The organism is Natronococcus jeotgali DSM 18795 (genome assembly GCF_000337695.1).
GTDB classification, from domain to species: Archaea; Halobacteriota; Halobacteria; order Halobacteriales; family Natrialbaceae; genus Natronococcus; species Natronococcus jeotgali.
Genome location: NZ_AOIA01000033.1, coordinates 17,649 through 33,119 on the forward strand (window position 1 = coordinate 17,649; position 15,471 = coordinate 33,119).

At 69.1% G+C, this 15,471-nt stretch carries 17 protein-coding genes; 9 read left to right on the forward strand and 8 right to left on the reverse strand.

Annotation, left to right across the window (positions count from 1 at the left end; all coding sequences use genetic code 11):
• Positions 1–20: 20 nt before the first annotated feature.
• The 3 genes from C492_RS05095 to C492_RS05105 all read right to left on the reverse strand — a co-directional run bounded on the left by C492_RS05095 (position 21) and on the right by C492_RS05105 (position 1,756).
• Complete coding sequence (locus C492_RS05095) at positions 21–755, reverse strand: Sjogren's syndrome/scleroderma autoantigen 1 family protein (protein WP_008421129.1); 735 nt, start codon at positions 753–755, stop codon at positions 21–23.
• A 43-nt stretch (positions 756–798) separates the two neighbouring features.
• Complete coding sequence (locus C492_RS05100) at positions 799–1,251, reverse strand: hypothetical protein (RefSeq protein WP_008421130.1); 453 nt, start codon at positions 1,249–1,251, stop codon at positions 799–801.
• 61 nt (positions 1,252–1,312) lie between these two features.
• Complete coding sequence (locus tag C492_RS05105; protein ID WP_049892759.1) at positions 1,313–1,756, reverse strand: TIGR00725 family protein; 444 nt, start codon at positions 1,754–1,756, stop codon at positions 1,313–1,315.
• Between the two features lie 173 nt (positions 1,757–1,929).
• Between C492_RS05105 and mdh the strand changes: the two genes are divergently transcribed.
• The gene (gene mdh, locus C492_RS05110; RefSeq protein ID WP_049892743.1) at positions 1,930–2,844 is read left to right on the forward strand and encodes a malate dehydrogenase; all 915 of its coding nucleotides are present in this window, start codon (positions 1,930–1,932) and stop codon (positions 2,842–2,844) included.
• Between the two features lie 141 nt (positions 2,845–2,985).
• Positions 2,986–4,191 carry an inorganic phosphate transporter gene (locus tag C492_RS05115; RefSeq protein WP_008421135.1) on the forward strand — a complete coding sequence of 402 codons (1,206 nt, stop codon included), beginning with the start codon at positions 2,986–2,988 and terminating at the stop codon, positions 4,189–4,191.
• 9 nt (positions 4,192–4,200) lie between these two features.
• Here the strand turns inward: C492_RS05115 and C492_RS05120 are convergent, their stop codons facing one another.
• The gene (locus C492_RS05120; protein WP_008421137.1) at positions 4,201–4,662 is read right to left on the reverse strand and encodes a universal stress protein; all 462 of its coding nucleotides are present in this window, start codon (positions 4,660–4,662) and stop codon (positions 4,201–4,203) included.
• An 18-nt stretch (positions 4,663–4,680) separates the two neighbouring features.
• Positions 4,681–4,926 carry a ferredoxin gene (locus C492_RS05125; protein ID WP_008421139.1) on the reverse strand — a complete coding sequence of 82 codons (246 nt, stop codon included), beginning with the start codon at positions 4,924–4,926 and terminating at the stop codon, positions 4,681–4,683.
• A 176-nt stretch (positions 4,927–5,102) separates the two neighbouring features.
• On the opposite strand from C492_RS05125, the gene C492_RS25100 reads away from it, so the two are divergent.
• From C492_RS25100 to C492_RS05140, 4 genes are all read left to right on the forward strand, one after another.
• The gene (locus tag C492_RS25100; RefSeq protein WP_008421140.1) at positions 5,103–5,261 is read left to right on the forward strand and encodes a hypothetical protein; all 159 of its coding nucleotides are present in this window, start codon (positions 5,103–5,105) and stop codon (positions 5,259–5,261) included.
• Positions 5,258–5,458 carry a DUF7344 domain-containing protein gene (locus C492_RS25105; RefSeq protein WP_008421142.1) on the forward strand — a complete coding sequence of 67 codons (201 nt, stop codon included), beginning with the start codon at positions 5,258–5,260 and terminating at the stop codon, positions 5,456–5,458. The genes C492_RS25100 and C492_RS25105 overlap by 4 nt, the downstream gene beginning before the upstream one ends.
• A complete protein-coding gene (locus C492_RS05135) occupies positions 5,455–6,198 on the forward strand; it encodes a DICT sensory domain-containing protein (RefSeq protein ID WP_008421144.1) in 744 nt (247 codons plus the stop codon). Before C492_RS25105 ends, C492_RS05135 begins: the two co-directional genes overlap by 4 nt.
• Before the next feature lie 189 nt (positions 6,199–6,387).
• Positions 6,388–7,731, forward strand: a complete 1,344-nt coding sequence (locus C492_RS05140; protein WP_049892763.1) for a hemolysin family protein — start codon at positions 6,388–6,390, stop codon at positions 7,729–7,731.
• Positions 7,732–7,821: 90 nt separating this feature from the next.
• Here the strand turns inward: C492_RS05140 and C492_RS05145 are convergent, their stop codons facing one another.
• Positions 7,822–9,390, reverse strand: coding sequence for an alkaline phosphatase (locus tag C492_RS05145; RefSeq protein ID WP_008421148.1), 1,569 nt, complete (start codon positions 9,388–9,390; stop codon positions 7,822–7,824).
• A gap of 195 nt (positions 9,391–9,585) precedes the next feature.
• Here C492_RS05145 and C492_RS05150 point away from each other — a divergent pair, with 195 nt between their 5' ends.
• Both C492_RS05150 and cgi121 read left to right on the forward strand, forming a co-directional pair.
• Positions 9,586–11,931: an ATP-dependent DNA helicase gene (locus C492_RS05150; protein ID WP_008421149.1), complete on the forward strand. Its 2,346-nt coding sequence runs from the start codon at positions 9,586–9,588 to the stop codon at positions 11,929–11,931.
• On the forward strand, positions 11,931–12,428 hold the full coding sequence (gene cgi121, locus C492_RS05155; RefSeq protein WP_008421151.1) for a KEOPS complex subunit Cgi121: 498 nt from the start codon (positions 11,931–11,933) through the stop codon (positions 12,426–12,428). Before C492_RS05150 ends, cgi121 begins: the two co-directional genes overlap by 1 nt.
• A gap of 1 nt (position 12,429) precedes the next feature.
• Here cgi121 and C492_RS05160 read toward each other — a convergent pair whose 3' ends face one another.
• Complete coding sequence (locus C492_RS05160; protein ID WP_008421152.1) at positions 12,430–13,194, reverse strand: iron-sulfur cluster assembly protein; 765 nt, start codon at positions 13,192–13,194, stop codon at positions 12,430–12,432.
• Positions 13,194–14,258 (reverse strand): amidohydrolase family protein, encoded by a 1,065-nt coding sequence (locus tag C492_RS05165; RefSeq protein ID WP_008421153.1) that lies wholly within the window; start codon positions 14,256–14,258, stop codon positions 13,194–13,196. Before C492_RS05165 ends, C492_RS05160 begins: the two co-directional genes overlap by 1 nt.
• A 142-nt stretch (positions 14,259–14,400) precedes the next feature.
• On the opposite strand from C492_RS05165, the gene C492_RS05170 reads away from it, so the two are divergent.
• Entirely contained in the window at positions 14,401–15,444 is a 1,044-nt protein-coding gene (locus C492_RS05170; RefSeq protein ID WP_008421155.1) for an NAD(P)-dependent alcohol dehydrogenase, read from the forward strand.
• The last annotated feature ends 27 nt before the right edge of the window (positions 15,445–15,471 follow it).

Genomic DNA, 15,471 nt, shown 5'->3' on the forward strand with positions numbered 1-15,471 from the left:
ACGCTCTCGATCGGCGGGGATCAGCGCAGCGTCTCGAGGGTCTCGCCGGCCTCCCGGGCGGCCTCGAGACACTCTCGGGCGTAGCGGGGGTCGTCCGTCTCGGCTGCCTCCCGGGTGAACTTCTCGAGGGCCGCGACCAGCGAGGCGCGGGCGTCCTCGAGTTCGCCCGTTCCCGACGGCGATCGGGTTCGCGAGTCGCCGGCCCGTCGCGGCCGTTCGGCGGGACGGCTGCCGGATCGAGCGTGGTGTCGGTCCCGCTGGGCCCGATCCGGCTCCGGGTCTCGATCGGCGTCCCGGGACTGGGTTCTGACCTCCCTGTCGGCCGTCGACCGCGACGGCGGCGAGGACGGACGGTCGCTCGCGTCGCCCGCGGGATCGGTGTCGGCGGTCTGGCCCTGACCCGCGCGCTCGGGCGTCGTATCGGGACCGTCGTCCGTCCCGGACCGCGTCGCGTCGATCTCGGGTTCCGGACGATCCGCGTCCTCGTCGGCGTCGTCCGCGGCCGACTCCGCCGCCGGCCGGGCCTCGAGGTCGGTTCCCCGAACGGCGTCGGGGTTCCCGTGACAGCTGGGACAGAACGTCGTCCCGTCCTGCTGGAACAGCGGGTCGCCGCAGGTGCCACAGTGGGCGTTCGTCATCGTGGCGCCCTTCAACAGGAGGTCGCTCATCCGCTGGGTGGCCTCGCGGTCGGCCTTGTCGCGCTCGTACTTCTCGCGGAGCTTCTCGCGCTCGGCTTCCTTGTCGAAGTCGCTCATGTTCCCCCGAAGGAGCTACGCGGTCGAAAAAGCTGCGACGGAGTCACCGCGCCGACGCTCGCCGACGATCGCTGCGGCGCGCCCCGAACCGGGCGGTCAGCGCGCCGCCCGCGCCGGCCGCCAGGAGGCCGATCGGGAGACCGACGAACGCCAGTCCGCTCGCGAGACCGCCGCCCCAGAGCACGACGGCGGCGGTCCCGAGTGCGCCCCCGACCACGAAGCTTCCGAGGGCGCCGAGCGCCGCCCAGAGGCGGACCGCCGTTCGCCGGGAGACCCCCGCCTCGGTCCCGCGTTCCGCGTAGTAGCGCGTCCCGAGGATTGCGAGGGCGAACACGGCGACGCCCGCCGCGACGCCCGCCGGTAGACCGACCAGAAGCGACGGCCAGACGTACGGCTCGAGCCCGGCGGTCACGAGGACCGTCACCGCGACGAACGCGACCACGCCCGCGACCGAACTTCCGGCGATCCTGACGACCGTCTCGAGGCGACTGTTCATACGATAGATACGCGGTGCGCGGAGATATATCGCGTGCTCGATTCCCCGTCGGAGAGAAGACCTATCGGACGGCCGCCTCGAGGGCGTCGACCGCCGCCGTCGGTCCCGGGACGACCTCGAGGCCGGGGACGTCGTGGGCGTCGATGCCGACGACCGGCCGCCCGTAGACGAGCGCGAACCCGATTTCCGAGAGGGTTCCGGGACCGCCCGAGAGGGCGATCACGCCGTCGCCGTTCAGCGGAACCAGCGCGTTTCTGGCGTGGCCCATCCCGGTCGCGATCGCCGTGTCGACGAACTCGTTGGCGGCCGCGCGGTCCTCTACGGGCAGGATCCCGATCGTCTCGCCACCCTCCGACTTCGCGCCGCGACAGACCGCCTCCATCGTCCCGCCGAGTCCGCCACAGACGACCGCGTGGCCGCGTCGGCCCAGTTCCCGGCCGACCGCCGTTGCGATTTCGCTCTCCTCGTGTGTGATCGTTCCGCCGCCGATGACGCTGACGCGCATGCTCGAGGGAGCGACGGCGATCGCAAAGAGAGGTCGGTTTCGGGCTCCGACGGCAGAGACCTCGCGAGGGTCGAGGGCGGGTTCGACGGTCGTCGTTCGCACGGACGTCGATCGCTGCTGCGACGCGTGGTTTCGACGGATTTAACGCCAACCACGGTGGAGTGTGACGTGGTATGACGAAAGTTAGCGTGGTCGGCGCGGCCGGAACGGTCGGGGCCGCCGCGGGCTACAACATCGCGCTCCGAGACGTCGCGGACGAACTCGTGTTCGTAGACATCCCGGACAAGGAAGACGACACGGTCGGCCAGGCCGCCGACGCGAACCACGGCGTCGCCTACGACTCGAACACGACGATCCGGCAGGGCGGCTACGAGGATACCGCCGGCTCGGACGTCGTCGTCATCACGGCCGGAATCCCCCGCCAGCCCGGCCAGACCCGGATCGACCTGGCCGGCGACAACGCCCCCATCATGGAGGACATCGGCTCCTCGCTGGCCGAACACAACGACGACTTCGTCACCGTCACCACCTCGAACCCGGTCGACCTGCTGAACCGCCACCTCTACGAGGCCGGCGACCGGGCCCGCGAGAAGGTGATCGGCTTCGGCGGTCGCCTCGACTCCGCGCGGTTCCGGTACGTGATCGCTCAGCGCTTCGACGTCCCCGTCCGGAACGTCGAGGCGACGATCCTCGGCGAGCACGGCGACGCCCAGGTCCCGGTGTTCTCGAAGGTTCGCGTCGACGGACGGGACGTCGAGTTCGACGACGACGAGAAGGAGGAACTGCTCGAGGAACTGCAGACCTCGGCGATGAACGTCATCGAGAAAAAAGGCGCCACCGAGTGGGGCCCCGCGACCGGCGTCGGCCACACCGTCGAGGCGATCCTCCGGGACACCGGCGAGGTGTTGCCCTGCAGCGTCGCCCTCGAGGGCGAGTACGGCCACGAGGACACCGCCTTCGGCGTCCCCGCGAAGCTCGGCGCCGACGGCGTCGAGGAGGTCGTCGAGTGGGATCTGACCGAGTTCGAGCGCAACCAGCTCGGCGAGGCCGCGGAGAAGCTCTCCGAGCAGTACGACGAGATCGCGTAGCGACCGACGACGTCCTCGTCCCGATTCGTTCTTTCGCCGCCGAGCGTCGAGCGCGCGAGACCGTCCCGCGGACCCGCCGATCAGCGCGGGGAAAACCCGCAAGAACGCTTTTCCGAACGGTCGTAGAAACGAGAAGAACGGATGGTCACGCCATCGTTCGTCCTGGTCGTCGGGACTGCCGTCGTCACCTGCCTGTGTATGGCGTGGGTACTCGGGGCAAACAGCAACTCGCCGCCGTTCGCACCGGCGATCGGTGCGAACGCGATTTCGACGATGCGAGCCGCGTTCGCCATCGGTTTGCTCGCGGCCGCCGGCGCGCTCATGCAGGGCGGGAGCATCTCCGAGACGGTCGGCGCAGACCTCATCGACGGCGTCACGATCACGCCGCTTGCCGCCACTGCGGGACTGCTCACCGCGGCGGCGTTTATGGGGATCGGCATCTACACCCGGTACCCGATCCCGGCGGCGTTCGCGACGACGGGCGCGATGGTCGGGGTCGGGCTCTCGCTGGGCGGAGATCCGGCCGTCGAGACCTACCAGCGACTCGGCACTTTCTGGCTGCTCGTCCCGATCATGTCCAGCGGTCTGGCGTTCGTCACGGCGACGCTGTTGCGACGCGACGACGTGCCCGAGACGATCGGCGTCCCGCTGCTTGCAGGCATCGTCGGGGCGATCCTCGCGAACATCCGACTCGGCGTGATTCCGGATCCGGTAGCCGACCAGGGGACGCTCGCACGGTTCGTCTCGACCCGCATCGGGGGTGGGCCAGAGCTGGCTGCAAACGTCGACGTCGGAATGGTTCTCGCGACGATCGCGCTCGGCGTGCTCGCGTTCGGTTGGATCCGCAGGCGAGTCCTCGTCTCCGTCGAAGGGGGGATTCGCTCGTTCCTGCTCATCCTGGGCGGGATCGTCGCGTTCTCCTCGGGCGGTTCGCAGGTCGGGCTCGCAACCGGTCCGCTCGAGCACCTGTTCCGGATCGAGCTCGGCCTGCCGGGGATCGTCCTGCTCGGCATCGGGGCGACCGGGATTCTCGCCGGTGCGTGGATGGCCGCACCGCGGCTCCTGCAGGCGACGTCCCGGGAGTACGCCCAGCTCGGCGTCCGCCGATCGGTCGCCGCACTCGTCCCGGGCTTTATTATCGCCCAACTGGCGATCGCGCTCGGGATTCCGATCTCGCTCAACAACATCATCCTCTCGGGGGTCATCGGCGGCGGGCTGGCCGCGGGCTCTGCCGGCGTCTCGCGGCGCAAGATCGGCGTAACGATCGCCTTCTGGCTGCTGACGCTGGGGAGCTCGACCGCCGTCAGCTACGGACTCTACCGAGCGTTCGCGACGGTCGCCGGGTGATGAACGTGGCTACTCGAGGACCGTTACCGGACGCGATGTTCGGTCGATGACCGTCGTGGCGATACTGCGGCCGAGAAATCGCCGAACGAACCCCGTCGTTTTGCTCTCGTGGCCGTGCATGACGACGTGGTCGACGTCGTGCTCGCTCGCGTACTGCGAGATGACGGTCCCGGGCCGTCCCTCCGCGACCTCGATCCGAACCCGATCCGCGGCTCCCGGAGCGTCGACCGTCCCCAGCAGCCGAGACGCACGGTCGCGCGACCGATCCGACCGTTCGTCGCTTCGCTCGAGCACCCCGCCCTCGCTCAACGGCGCGTCGAGCGGCGTCACGACCGCAAGCAGCGTGACCGCGGCGTCGGGAAACGTCTCGAGAGCGTAGGCGAGCGCCTCGTCCTCCTCCGGACGGCCGAGGGTCGGGACGAGGACGCGGTCCGGGTCGGCCATATTGCGGCGTTCGACGTCGACACCCATCCGTCTGTCGGCGACGAGTCAGGGAATTAGCTGCTCGCCGTCGTCGTCGTAGATCGTGATCGCGTCGACGGGACAGGTCCGGGCCGCGAACTTCGCGTCGAGTTCGGCGTCCTCGGGAACCTCGCGGACGAAGACCCCGTCCTCGGCCTCCTCGCTGTCCTCGAGGACGGCCTTCCCCTTCGATTTGTCCTTCCGGAAGGCGTCCCACTCGGCGACGCACTGGTACATCCCGATACAGGTGTCCTCGTCGAATTCGACCCTCATGCGCGAGGGTTGGGCCGATCGTCCTAAATCGTTAGCGGTCGCGACGCCGCGGTCGGCGGCGGAATCGGCGAGTACCGATCGCGAACTCGTTCAGCGCCACCTGAACTATCGCTGCACGCGATAGTCGCGGTCGTCCGGAACACACCTTATACGCTCGAGGGACCAACTCACCGTCCATGAACGACGGCCTCGAGGACCTCTCCGCGCTCGCGGACGCCGCTCCCGGGCACGACGTCGACGACCTCCTCGGGCTTCTCTCGTCGCGGGAGGTCCGCATCACGCTGGCGTACCTGTACGACCACCCGAGCGCGACGCTCGACGCCTCGCGGCGGTGATCGCCGGCGCCACCGCCGCCGACGGCGGGCGGATCGCCGGCGAGGGGGCCTACGAGCGGGCCCGCATCACCCTCCACCACTCGGTGCTCCCGCGGCTCGACGACCACGGGTTACTCGAGTTCGATCCCGCCGGCGGGAGGGTGCGAGACGTCGACGTCCCCGCGGCCGTCTACGGGGTGCTCGGCGTCGGGGAATGACCGTCGAAACGCTGGGCGAGGCGCTCGAGGCCGTCGAGCGCGAGCGAAAGCGCCTCGAGGTCTACGCCGCGGACGACGGCGTCGCGGCGGACCTCGAGCGGCAGTTTGCGACCCGCAACGTCGACGTCGAGTATCGCCGCGCCGCGGCGTTCGAGGAGGGGTTCGTCGTGATTCGGGGTCCGAGCGGCGAGTTCCGGGGCGCGCTGGGACTCGAGGAGTTCGACGCCGTCCTCTCGCCGGAAATCCACCCGCCGTGGACGCTCGAGGGGAACGCGCCAGACGCGCGGGAGCTGTTCGACTTTCTCGAGAACACGCTGTTCGCCGCCTACGACCGACGACAGATGCTCGCGGCCGCCAGGGAGATCGAAGAACGGGCCTGGCGAACCGCCGCGGGACGGCTGTACGCCGGCTTCCAGCGCGAGGCGGCGTTCGACGACCAGCGGGCGGTGTACGACCGCCTCGCCTCTCGGGGCGCGCTGTCGGTAACGGCGTTCGTCGACGAGGCGTGGGACGGAACGAAGGGGTCGGACGGCGACCCTCCGCTCGTCTCCGGCTCGGGGGAACTCGGCCGGTTCTGGTTCGTCGCTTTCGACGGCGGGGGCGACGTCGGCCGCACGTGCGCGCTGGTCGCCGAGGAGCGCCGACCCGATCGGTACTACGGGTTCTGGACGTACGATCCCGTGCTGGTCGACGAGCTGTTCGCACACCTCGAGACGAGCTACGACGTGCCGACCGCGTAGGCGTCGAACGGGCAGGGGAGATCCGCGGGTGGGGCGGCGAACCGACGCGTCGGCCCGCGAGCCGTCGACCGGGAACCGCCATCGACGGCAGTACCGTTTAGTTCCGTACGGTCGTCGTACCCGTATGGTCGGTTGCTGGAGTCAGTCGTCGCGAATCGCCTGTACCGAATCCCGATCGCCGGGGGGACGATGGTAGACCTCGCGTTCTCCCTCGCTCGGATTGTCGGCGCCCTGTTGCTCGTCGCGCTGAACGGGTTCTTCGTCGCCGCCGAGTTCGCCTACGTCCGAGTGCGGGCGACGGCCGTCGAGTCGCTCGCCGCGGAGGGGCGCCGGGGCGCGGCGACGCTGCAGGAGGCGATGGACAACTTGGACGACTACCTCGCGGTCACCCAGCTCGGCATCACGATCGCCTCCCTGGGGCTGGGGTGGCTCGGCGAACCCGCGATCGCGGCGCTGATCGAACCGGTCGCCGCGCAGGTGCTGCCGGAGAGTCTGGTCCACCTGGTGGCGTTCGCCATCGGGTTCAGCGTCATCACGTTCCTGCACGTCGTCTTCGGCGAACTCGCGCCGAAGACGATCTCCATCGCGCAGGCCGAACGCGTCGCGCTGGCGGTCTCCGCTCCGATGAAGCTGTTCTACTACCTCTTCGTTCCCGGAATCGTCGTGTTCAACGGGACCGCCAACGCCGTCACGCGGCTGCTCGGCGTTCCGCCGGCCTCGGAGACCGACGAAACGCTCACCGAGGAGGAGCTCCGGATGGCCCTCTCGAGAGCCGGCGAAGAGGGCCACGTCGCGGGCGAGGAGGTCAGGATGGTCGAGAGCGTGTTCGAACTCGACGACATCGCGGTCCGTGAGATCATGGTCCCCCGACCCGACATCCGCAGCGTGTCCGCAGACCTGTCCCTCCCGGAGCTGCGACGCGTCATCGTCGACGCGGGCCACACCCGCTACCCCGTCGTCGCCGCCGACGACCCCGACGAGGTGGTCGGACTCGTCGACGCCAAGGACGTCATCCGGGCCGATCAGACCCTCGAGGGCGAACGGACGGCAACCGTCACCGCCGGCGACCTCGCGCGGGAGATGCCGGTAGTGCCGGAGACGACCGCCGTCGGCGACCTGCTCTCCGAACTACAGGACGAGCAGGCCCAGATGGCCGCCGTGATCGACGAGTGGGGCGTCCTCGAGGGGATCGTCGCCGTCGAGGACGTCGTCGAGGTCGTCGTCGGCGACATCCGCGACAGGTTCGACATCGCCGCGCGCGAGCCCTCGATCGACCGCGACGGCCTGGCGGACGGACTCCTCGTCGACGGCGGCGTCACGCTCTCGGCGCTCAACGACGAACTGGACAGCGCGTTCGACCACGACGCGGTCGAGACCGTCGGCGGGCTGGTTCTCGACCGACTCGGTCGTCCGCCCGAAACCGGCGACCGCGTCGCCGTCGACGGCTACGACCTCGAGGTGGCGGCCGTCGACGGAATGCGGATCTCGTCCGTGATCGTGCGCGAGTCTTCCGACGAGGCGACCCGAGAATAACGCCGCGGCGCCGACGCGCGGTAGCGCGCTCCGTTCCGCTCCGGGCGTGGACGCGGCGTCGGCGCTCGGCCGCCGTTCGAAACGGCGCGTTCAGACGTCGTGTGCCGAGTGCGGCGCCTCGCGTCGCCGTCCGACTCGCGCCGCCGGCGACGGGACGTCGCCCTCGAGGATGCCGAGCACGTCCCGATAGTCGACGACGCCGTTCCCGTCGAGATCCAGCGCCGCGGTCACGTCGTCGGTGACGGGACCGACGTACTCGAGGGCGAGGCAGGCGTCGCGGCGGCCCGTCGGTCCGTTTTTGGCGATCGTGCGCTCCCAGGCCTCGCGCTGGTCCTCGGAGACGTCCGCGAGTCGGCCGAACAACAGGAGCGCGGTGACGGTCACCGAGAGGTCAGTGTGGTGGATCCAGCCGTTGAACGGATCGACGTCGGGACCGGCGGCCATGACCGTCTGGGCCGGACCGGTGTGGACGTTCGAGGCCCACGAGACGCCGAGGTGGTCGGAGACGACCGCCCCGATCGCGTTCGAGAGCGCGTAGGGGTCGTCGGCCCCCGTGGCGTCTTCGATCCGATCGACATCGTCGTCGGTGAGTTCGACGTCGACCCGCCCTTCGATCGCGTCGGAAATCGACTCGTCGCCCTCGGCAACGGCCTCGGCGACGGCCTCGTTGCTCGCCTCCGCGTTCCGGATCGCCTCGGCGTCGATCGGCGAGCCGTAGTCGCTGCCGGTCGCCAGCCCGCCCGTCTCGTGGTCGGAGGCGACGACGACGAGCGTGTCGTCGCGGTCGGCGACGTACTCGAGCGCCCAGTCGACGACCGCGTCGAACTCCTCGGTTTCGGCGACGGTCGACTGGACGTCGTTGCCGTGTTCGGCGTGGTCGATGCGCCCGCCCTCGACCATGAGGAAGAACCCGTCGTCGCCGTCGTCTTCGAGTCGGTCGACCGCGGCGGCGGTCATCTCGGGCAGCGACGGGACCGACTCGTCGCGGTCGAGCGTGTAGGGGACGTGGCTGTCGGCGAACAGCCCGAGCAGGCGGTCGTCGCCCGCGTTCCGGAGGTCGTCGTCGTCGAGCAACACCTCGTAGCCGGCCTCCCGCATCCGCTCGAGCACGTCGTCGCTGAACTCGCGGCGGCCGCCGCCCATGAGCACGTCGACGTCGCTGTCGGCGTACTGTTCGGCGATCGCCTCCTCCATGTCCCGATCGGGTACGTGCGAGGCGAAGGCGGCCGGCGTGGCGTGGGTGATCCTGGTCGTCGAAACCAGCCCGGTGGCCTTCCCGCAGGACTGCGCGAGCTCGAGCTGGGTCAGAAGCGCCGTCGGATCGTCGTCGCCCTCGTCGCCGCGGACCGAGATTTGCCCGTTGTACGCCTTGTGGCCGGTCGCCAGTGCCGTCCCGGCCGCCGCCGAGTCCGTCACCTCGCCGCTCCGGGAGTTCGTCCGCGTGTACCCGACGCCGGTCATCGACTGCAGCGACAGGTCGCCGTGGACGACCGACGTGACCTCGATCGGGTCGAACCCCATCCCGTCGCCGATCAGGACGATCACGTTCTCGATGTCGCCTCCCCGCGAGTCGGCACCGCCGGAGCGCGCCCCGGCCGAACCGGTCGCACCGAGCAGTCCGGTCGCGCCAAGGGCCGTAACGAATTGCCGTCGTTGCATAATTCGTGTAAGACCGTCGTGAAAGTCACTGTTATTTCTTTATATTACTGTGTGTTGAGTTACACTATCATCCGGAGGGAACAATTCGAACGGGGGCGGACGCGTCGGCACCAGTCGAACGGTCGACGCGCTCGCCCGCGCAACTTTGATCCGAGAGACGACAGTTTAAACCACGGGACGCGCCAAGGACGGACGATGAATATCGAGGAGCTGGCGGGGCTCCCGCCCGGCGCGCTCGAGCACTTTCGCAGCGAGGGGATCGAGGAGCTCTACCCGCCCCAGGCCGAGGCCGTCGAGGCCGGCGCGACCGAGGGCGAGAACCTCGTCGCGGCCGTTCCGACCGCCAGCGGGAAGACGATGATCGCCGCCCTGTCGATGCTGTCGGCGATCGAGCGCGGCGGCAAGGCGCTGTACATCGTGCCCCTGCGGGCGCTGGCCAGCGAGAAACGCGAGGAGTTCGCGGCCTACGAGTCCTTCGGCGTCGACGTCGGCGTGACGACGGGTAACTACGAGTCGACCAGCGACTGGCTCGCCACGAAGGACATCGTGGTCGCGACAAGCGAGAAGGTCGACTCGCTCGTGCGAAACGGTGCGAGCTGGCTCTCCGAGCTGACCTGCGTCGTCAGCGACGAGGTCCACCTCATCGACGACCGCAACCGCGGACCGACGCTCGAGGTCACGCTCGCGAAACTGCGCCGGCTCAACCCCGACCTGCAGACCGTCGCGCTCTCGGCGACGGTCGGCAACGCCGACGAGATCGCCGACTGGCTCGACGCCGAACTCGTCGACACCGACTGGCGCCCGATCGACCTGCAGACGGGCGTCCACTACGGCAACGCCCTGAACTTCGACGACGGTTCGACCCGCGAGGTGCCCGTCGAGGGCGGCGAAAAGCAGGAGGCAGCCCTCGTCCGCGACATCGTTCAGGAAGGGGGGTCGTCGCTCGTGTTCGTCAACTCCCGACGGAACGCCGAGGCCGCGGCCCGCAGGCTCGGCCAGGTTACTGGCCGGGAGCTGACCGACGGCGAGCGAACGGACCTGGCGGAGCTGGCCGAGGAGATCCGCGAGGACAGCGACACGGAAACAAGCGCAGACCTCGCCGACTGCGTCGAACGCGGCTCGGCGTTTCACCACGCGGGCCTCTCGAGCACCCAGCGCTCGCTCGTCGAGGACGCCTTCCGCGATCGCCTGCTGAAGGCCATCTCGGCGACGCCCACGCTGGCCGCGGGGGTGAACACGCCCGCTCGCCGCGTCATCGTCCGCGACTGGCGACGGTTCGACCCCACCGCGGGCGGGATGGCGCCGCTGGACGTCCTCGAGGTCCACCAGATGATGGGACGGGCCGGACGGCCGGGGCTCGACCCCTACGGCGAGGCCGTGTTGCTCGCCAAGAGCCACGACGAGAGCGAGGAGCTGTTCGACCGCTACGTCTGGGCCGATCCCGAGTCCGTTCGCTCGAAGCTCGCGGCCGAGCCCGCCCTGCGGACCCACGTACTGGCTACGATCGCCTCCGGCTTCGCTCGCACGCGAGAGGGGCTACTGGAGTTCCTCGAGGCGACGCTGTACGCGAGCCAGTCGAGCGAGCCGGGTCGGCTCGAGACCGTGACGGATAGCGTGCTGGAGTACCTCGAGCGCAACGACTTCGTAGAACGGGAGCGAGACGACGGTCCCGGAGCGGACGGCGCGTTTACCTCGGCGGCCGACCTCGCAGCCAGTGACGAGCGAACGGAGGACCTCGAGGCCACCAGCCTCGGGCACACCGTCTCGCGGCTCTACCTCGACCCGATGAGCGCCGCGACGATCGTCCACGGGCTCGAGGATGCCGACGACCGACCCACCGCGCTGGGGCTCTACCAGCTCGTCTCCCGAACGCCGGACATGTACGAGCTCTACCTCCGGTCGGGGGAGGACGAGACGTTCGGCGAACTGTACTACGAGCGCGAGGCCGAACTGCTCGGCGACGCGCCCAGCGAGTTCGAGGAAGAGCGCTTCGAGGACTGGCTCGCGGCCCTGAAGACGGGCAAACTGCTCGAGGACTGGGCCGAGGAAGAGGACGAGGAACGGATCACCGAACGCTACAAGATCGGGCCGGGCGACCTGCGCGGGAAGGTCGACACCGCCGAGTGGCTGCTGGGCGCGGCCGAGTCGCTGGCGGCGGAGATCGACAGCGAGTGGACCGTCGCCGTCCGCGAGGCCCGCGCCCGGGTCGAACACGGCGTCGGCGAGGAGCTGCTCGAGCTGGTTTCGGTACGGGGCGTCGGGCGCAAGCGCGCCCGACAGCTGTACGAGGTCGGCATCGAGGAGCCTGCGGACCTCCGCGAGGCCGACAAATCGGTCGTGCTCGGAGCGCTGAAAGGGAAGAAGACCGCCGAAAGCGTCCTCGAGAACGTCGGCCGCGAGGATCCCTCGATGGACGACGTCGAGGCCGATTCGGCTGCCGCGGCGGCGACGGACTCGAGCGGCGACGGGGGCGCGGTCGAACCCGACGCGACCGCGACGACCGACGACGAGGAGAACCAGTCCAGCCTGGGTGATTTCTGATGGAGCTGCTCGAATGTACCCTCGCGATCGACGACCTCGACGCGTTCGTCGCCGACATCGGCGCGATCGGCGAGACCCACGGAACCACCCTGCAGGCGTTCGACGCCCGCTACGTCGCCGGCCCTCGCCACCTCGAGCGGGCCCTCGAGCTCGCGGACCGCTCGATCGCACGCGGCGAGAACGTCGCCCGCGACCGGGCCGTCGAGATCCTGCTGTACGCCGCCGGACGCCGCCAGATCGACCGCGCGCTGGAGATGGGGGTCGGTGAGAGCCGGAACCGGGCCGTCGTCCTCGCGGACGGGGGCGACGAAACCGCGGCGCTCGAGGACATCCGTGAACTCGAGGCGTTCGTCGATTGGGAGCCGACCCTCGAGGCACCCGACGAAGAGACCCTCCAGACCTTTTTCGAGATTCCCGACCGCGAGCGCGCGGCGACCGACGCCTCGCTCGGCGCGCTGGTCCGCGAACGGGTGGCGCTGCTCGAGGTCGAGAAGTGAGCTAGTCGGACGCCTCGAGCCGTCGCTCCCGGGACTCCCGGAGCCCGTCGCAGATCCCGCCCTGGCTCGACATATTGACCTGTGCCAGCCGTCCCCGTCGGTGGACGAGTTCGAACGCCTCGGGGTCGATCGGCTCGCCCTCGGGGGTCAGGAACAGCGGGTCCGCGTCGGCGTCGGCCAGCCCCGTCTCGCGGGCCTTCTCGAGGTAGCGCTCGATCGGTTCCGCGGGCGCGGAGACGGCGACGGCCCGATCCGCGAGGTAGATCGATAGCTGGTCGTCGCCGTCGGTGCGCTCGAGGTCCTGTGGCCGGAGCGAGACGATCGTCTCGGGATCGAGGCCGGCCTCGAGCAGCGCCTCGACGGCGTCGTACTGGCGGGCGGTTCTGGCCTTGCGATCGAGCTCCGCGCGGACGGCGTCGACGGTGTCCTCGGCGTCGGGAAAGGCCTCGGCGAACGACCGGCCCGCGTTCACGCCGCGGTTGATCTCGATCTCGTGCATGTGCTCGCGGAGGTAGATCCTCGCCCGCTCGACCGCGGGGAGTTCCTCGACTTCGGTGCGGGCGTCGACGGCCATCATCCAGGCGAACGCGGGTGAACACCACGCCGTCGGCAGCGTCAGGTGAACGGTGACGGATCCGGCGTCGATCTCGATATCGTCGACGTACTCGAGTTCGACGATCGAACGGTCGAGTTCCGGATCGGTGACCCGATCGAGTCGGGCGCGGACGGCCTCACGGGTGGGGCCGTCGGGAGTAGGTCCGGGCATCAGTCGTCGGCCGCCGCGGGGGCGTCGCTCGCGTAGTGGTCTTCGAGACCGAACCGCTCGCTGATCTCGTCCTCGCGGAACTGGCGTTTCTTCTCGTCGATATCGATATCGTACAGCTCGGCCGCGTTCTCGCCCATCACCTTCCGTTTCGTCTCGAGGTCCCACTCGACGCCGTACTCCATGCGGTCCTCCTGGGTGAGCTCGGCCTCGAGAACCGCCTCGACGAGCCAGTCGGGGTTCCAGATGGCGTAATCGGAGCCGAACAGGACCCGATCCTCGCCGAGCCACCACAGCAGTTCCGAGAGGATTTCGGAGAACTTCGCGGGGCGGTTCTGGGCGAACGGCGCGGCGACCGCCAGCCCGCCGTAGACGTTGGGCTCCTGGGCGGCGATCCAGCAGAAGTCGTCCAGTCGCGGCAGCCCGACGTGTTCGACGACGAAGTTGAGATCCGGGAACGACGACGCGGCGTCGTCGACGTCGCCGACGTCGAAGGCGTCGCGGTTCAGGGGGCGAATCGTCGGGCCCTTGTGGGCGTGGATGTTCTCGATGCCGAGTTCCTCGCACTTCTCTAAGAACTCGAAGGCGTCCTCGTCGTCGAGGCGCCACCCCTTCGACTCGCCGCGCCACTCCGCGGTGTACAGCTTGACGCCCTGGATGTCGTAGGTGTCGTGGAGTTCCTCGAGGTACTCCAGTCCCTCCTCGCCGTCCCGGGGGTCGAAGGTGCCGTTGAGAACGAACCGCTCCGGATACTCGGTCGCGAGTTCGGCGTTTTGTTCGGTGGTGTTGAACCCGTCCCCGTAGAAGTCCGTGAGGTACGTCGGCTGGAAGATCGCCATATCGGCAGCGGCGTTTTCGAACAGGTCCTCGACCATCCGATCGGGCCCGTACTTGCGGTACTCCTCGATGCTCCACTGACGGTCCTCGGGCGTGAACGTCGTGTGGTAGTCGTAGAAACACTGGATGAACTCCTCGCCGCCCTCGTGGGTGATGTTCCCCTCCGTCGCGTCCCACAGGTGGACGTGACCGTCGATGACGAAGATCTCCTCGCCGTTGTGATCGTACATCCTATTATGGTGCTAGGTATCAACAACCATTATTCTTCGTGACGGATACCCGACCGGACGTCGCCCCGGAGGCGATCGTGTCCGAGGAGCGATACGTCGGGCGAACGTTTTCACCTAGCACGACAAAGCGTGACGTGGTATCATGCAAGCAGCCCGTCTCCACGAGTACACCGACGAGATGAGCGAGGCCCTCGAGGTAGAGGAGATCGACCGCCCGGAACTCGAGAAGTCCGACGAGGTCCTAATCGAGGTCTCCGGCGCCGGCTGGTGTCAGACCGACAACCACATCATCGAGGGAATGTGGGAGGCGTACGCCCCCCAGGACCTGCCGATGACGCTCGGCCACGAGAACGCGGGCATCGTCGCGGAAGTCGGCGAGGAGGTGACCCTCGTCGAAGAGGGCGACCCGGTGATCTGTCACCCCGTCCAGACCTGCGGGATCTGTCGTCCGTGTCGGCTCGGCGAGGATATGTACTGCGAGAACAGCGCGTTCAATGGCCTGACGACGGACGGCGGGTTCGCCGAGTACCTTCAGACCAACGAGCGAGCGGTGATCCCGCTTCCCGACGGCGTCGACCCGACCGAGATCGCGCCCCACGCCGACGCGGGGATCACGGCCTACCACGCCGTCAAGAAGGCCGCCCGCGAGCTGAACCCGGGCGACACCTGCGTCGTCATCGGCGTCGGCGGGCTGGGTCACATCGGGCTGCAGTGTCTCGACGCGACGAGCGGCGCCGATATCGTCGCCGCCGACATCAAAGCGGAAGCTCTCGAGTTGGCCGAGGACCTGGGCGCCCGCCACACCGTCAACTCGAGCGACGAGGACCTCCCGGGCGCGGTCATGGACTTCACCGACGACGAGGGCGCCCAGCAGGTGATCGACTTCGTCGGGGCCGACGAGACGACGGGCCTGGCGCCGGAGCTCGTCGCCGCGGGCGGCGACCACCACATCGTCGGCTACGGGGGCCACATCCACGAACCCAGCCAGGCGCTGGTCGACGGCGAGTTCGCCTACCGAGGGACGCTGGTCGGCAAGTACGCCGAACTCCAGGAACTCGTCGCGCTGGTCGACCGCGGCGACGTCGAACTGCGCACCGAACGCCACGACCTCGCGGAGATCAACACCGTCGCGGAGCGCCTCGAGCACAACGAGATCGAGGGGCGGGCGGTCATCACGCCCCCTTGAGGGCACACCCTCTTGTGGCGGGGAATC

Coding starts and splice junctions, on each gene's coding strand:
- C492_RS05125 (WP_008421139.1), bottom strand. CDS start 4,926: ATGAGGGTCGAATTCGACGAGGACACCTGTATCGGGATGTACCAGTGC.
- C492_RS05100 (WP_008421130.1), bottom strand. CDS start 1,251: ATGAACAGTCGCCTCGAGACGGTCGTCAGGATCGCCGGAAGTTCGGTC.
- mdh (WP_049892743.1), top strand. CDS start 1,930: ATGACGAAAGTTAGCGTGGTCGGCGCGGCCGGAACGGTCGGGGCCGCC.
- C492_RS05170 (WP_008421155.1), top strand. CDS start 14,401: ATGCAAGCAGCCCGTCTCCACGAGTACACCGACGAGATGAGCGAGGCC.
- C492_RS05135 (WP_008421144.1), top strand. CDS start 5,455: ATGACCGTCGAAACGCTGGGCGAGGCGCTCGAGGCCGTCGAGCGCGAG.
- C492_RS05105 (WP_049892759.1), bottom strand. CDS start 1,756: ATGCGCGTCAGCGTCATCGGCGGCGGAACGATCACACACGAGGAGAGC.
- C492_RS05140 (WP_049892763.1), top strand. CDS start 6,388: ATGGTAGACCTCGCGTTCTCCCTCGCTCGGATTGTCGGCGCCCTGTTG.
- cgi121 (WP_008421151.1), top strand. CDS start 11,931: ATGGAGCTGCTCGAATGTACCCTCGCGATCGACGACCTCGACGCGTTC.
- C492_RS05120 (WP_008421137.1), bottom strand. CDS start 4,662: ATGGGTGTCGACGTCGAACGCCGCAATATGGCCGACCCGGACCGCGTC.
- C492_RS05145 (WP_008421148.1), bottom strand. CDS start 9,390: ATGCAACGACGGCAATTCGTTACGGCCCTTGGCGCGACCGGACTGCTC.
- C492_RS05115 (WP_008421135.1), top strand. CDS start 2,986: ATGGTCACGCCATCGTTCGTCCTGGTCGTCGGGACTGCCGTCGTCACC.
- C492_RS05095 (WP_008421129.1), bottom strand. CDS start 755: ATGAGCGACTTCGACAAGGAAGCCGAGCGCGAGAAGCTCCGCGAGAAG.
- C492_RS05160 (WP_008421152.1), bottom strand. CDS start 13,194: ATGCCCGGACCTACTCCCGACGGCCCCACCCGTGAGGCCGTCCGCGCC.
- C492_RS05150 (WP_008421149.1), top strand. CDS start 9,586: ATGAATATCGAGGAGCTGGCGGGGCTCCCGCCCGGCGCGCTCGAGCAC.
- C492_RS05165 (WP_008421153.1), bottom strand. CDS start 14,258: ATGTACGATCACAACGGCGAGGAGATCTTCGTCATCGACGGTCACGTC.
- C492_RS25100 (WP_008421140.1), top strand. CDS start 5,103: ATGAACGACGGCCTCGAGGACCTCTCCGCGCTCGCGGACGCCGCTCCC.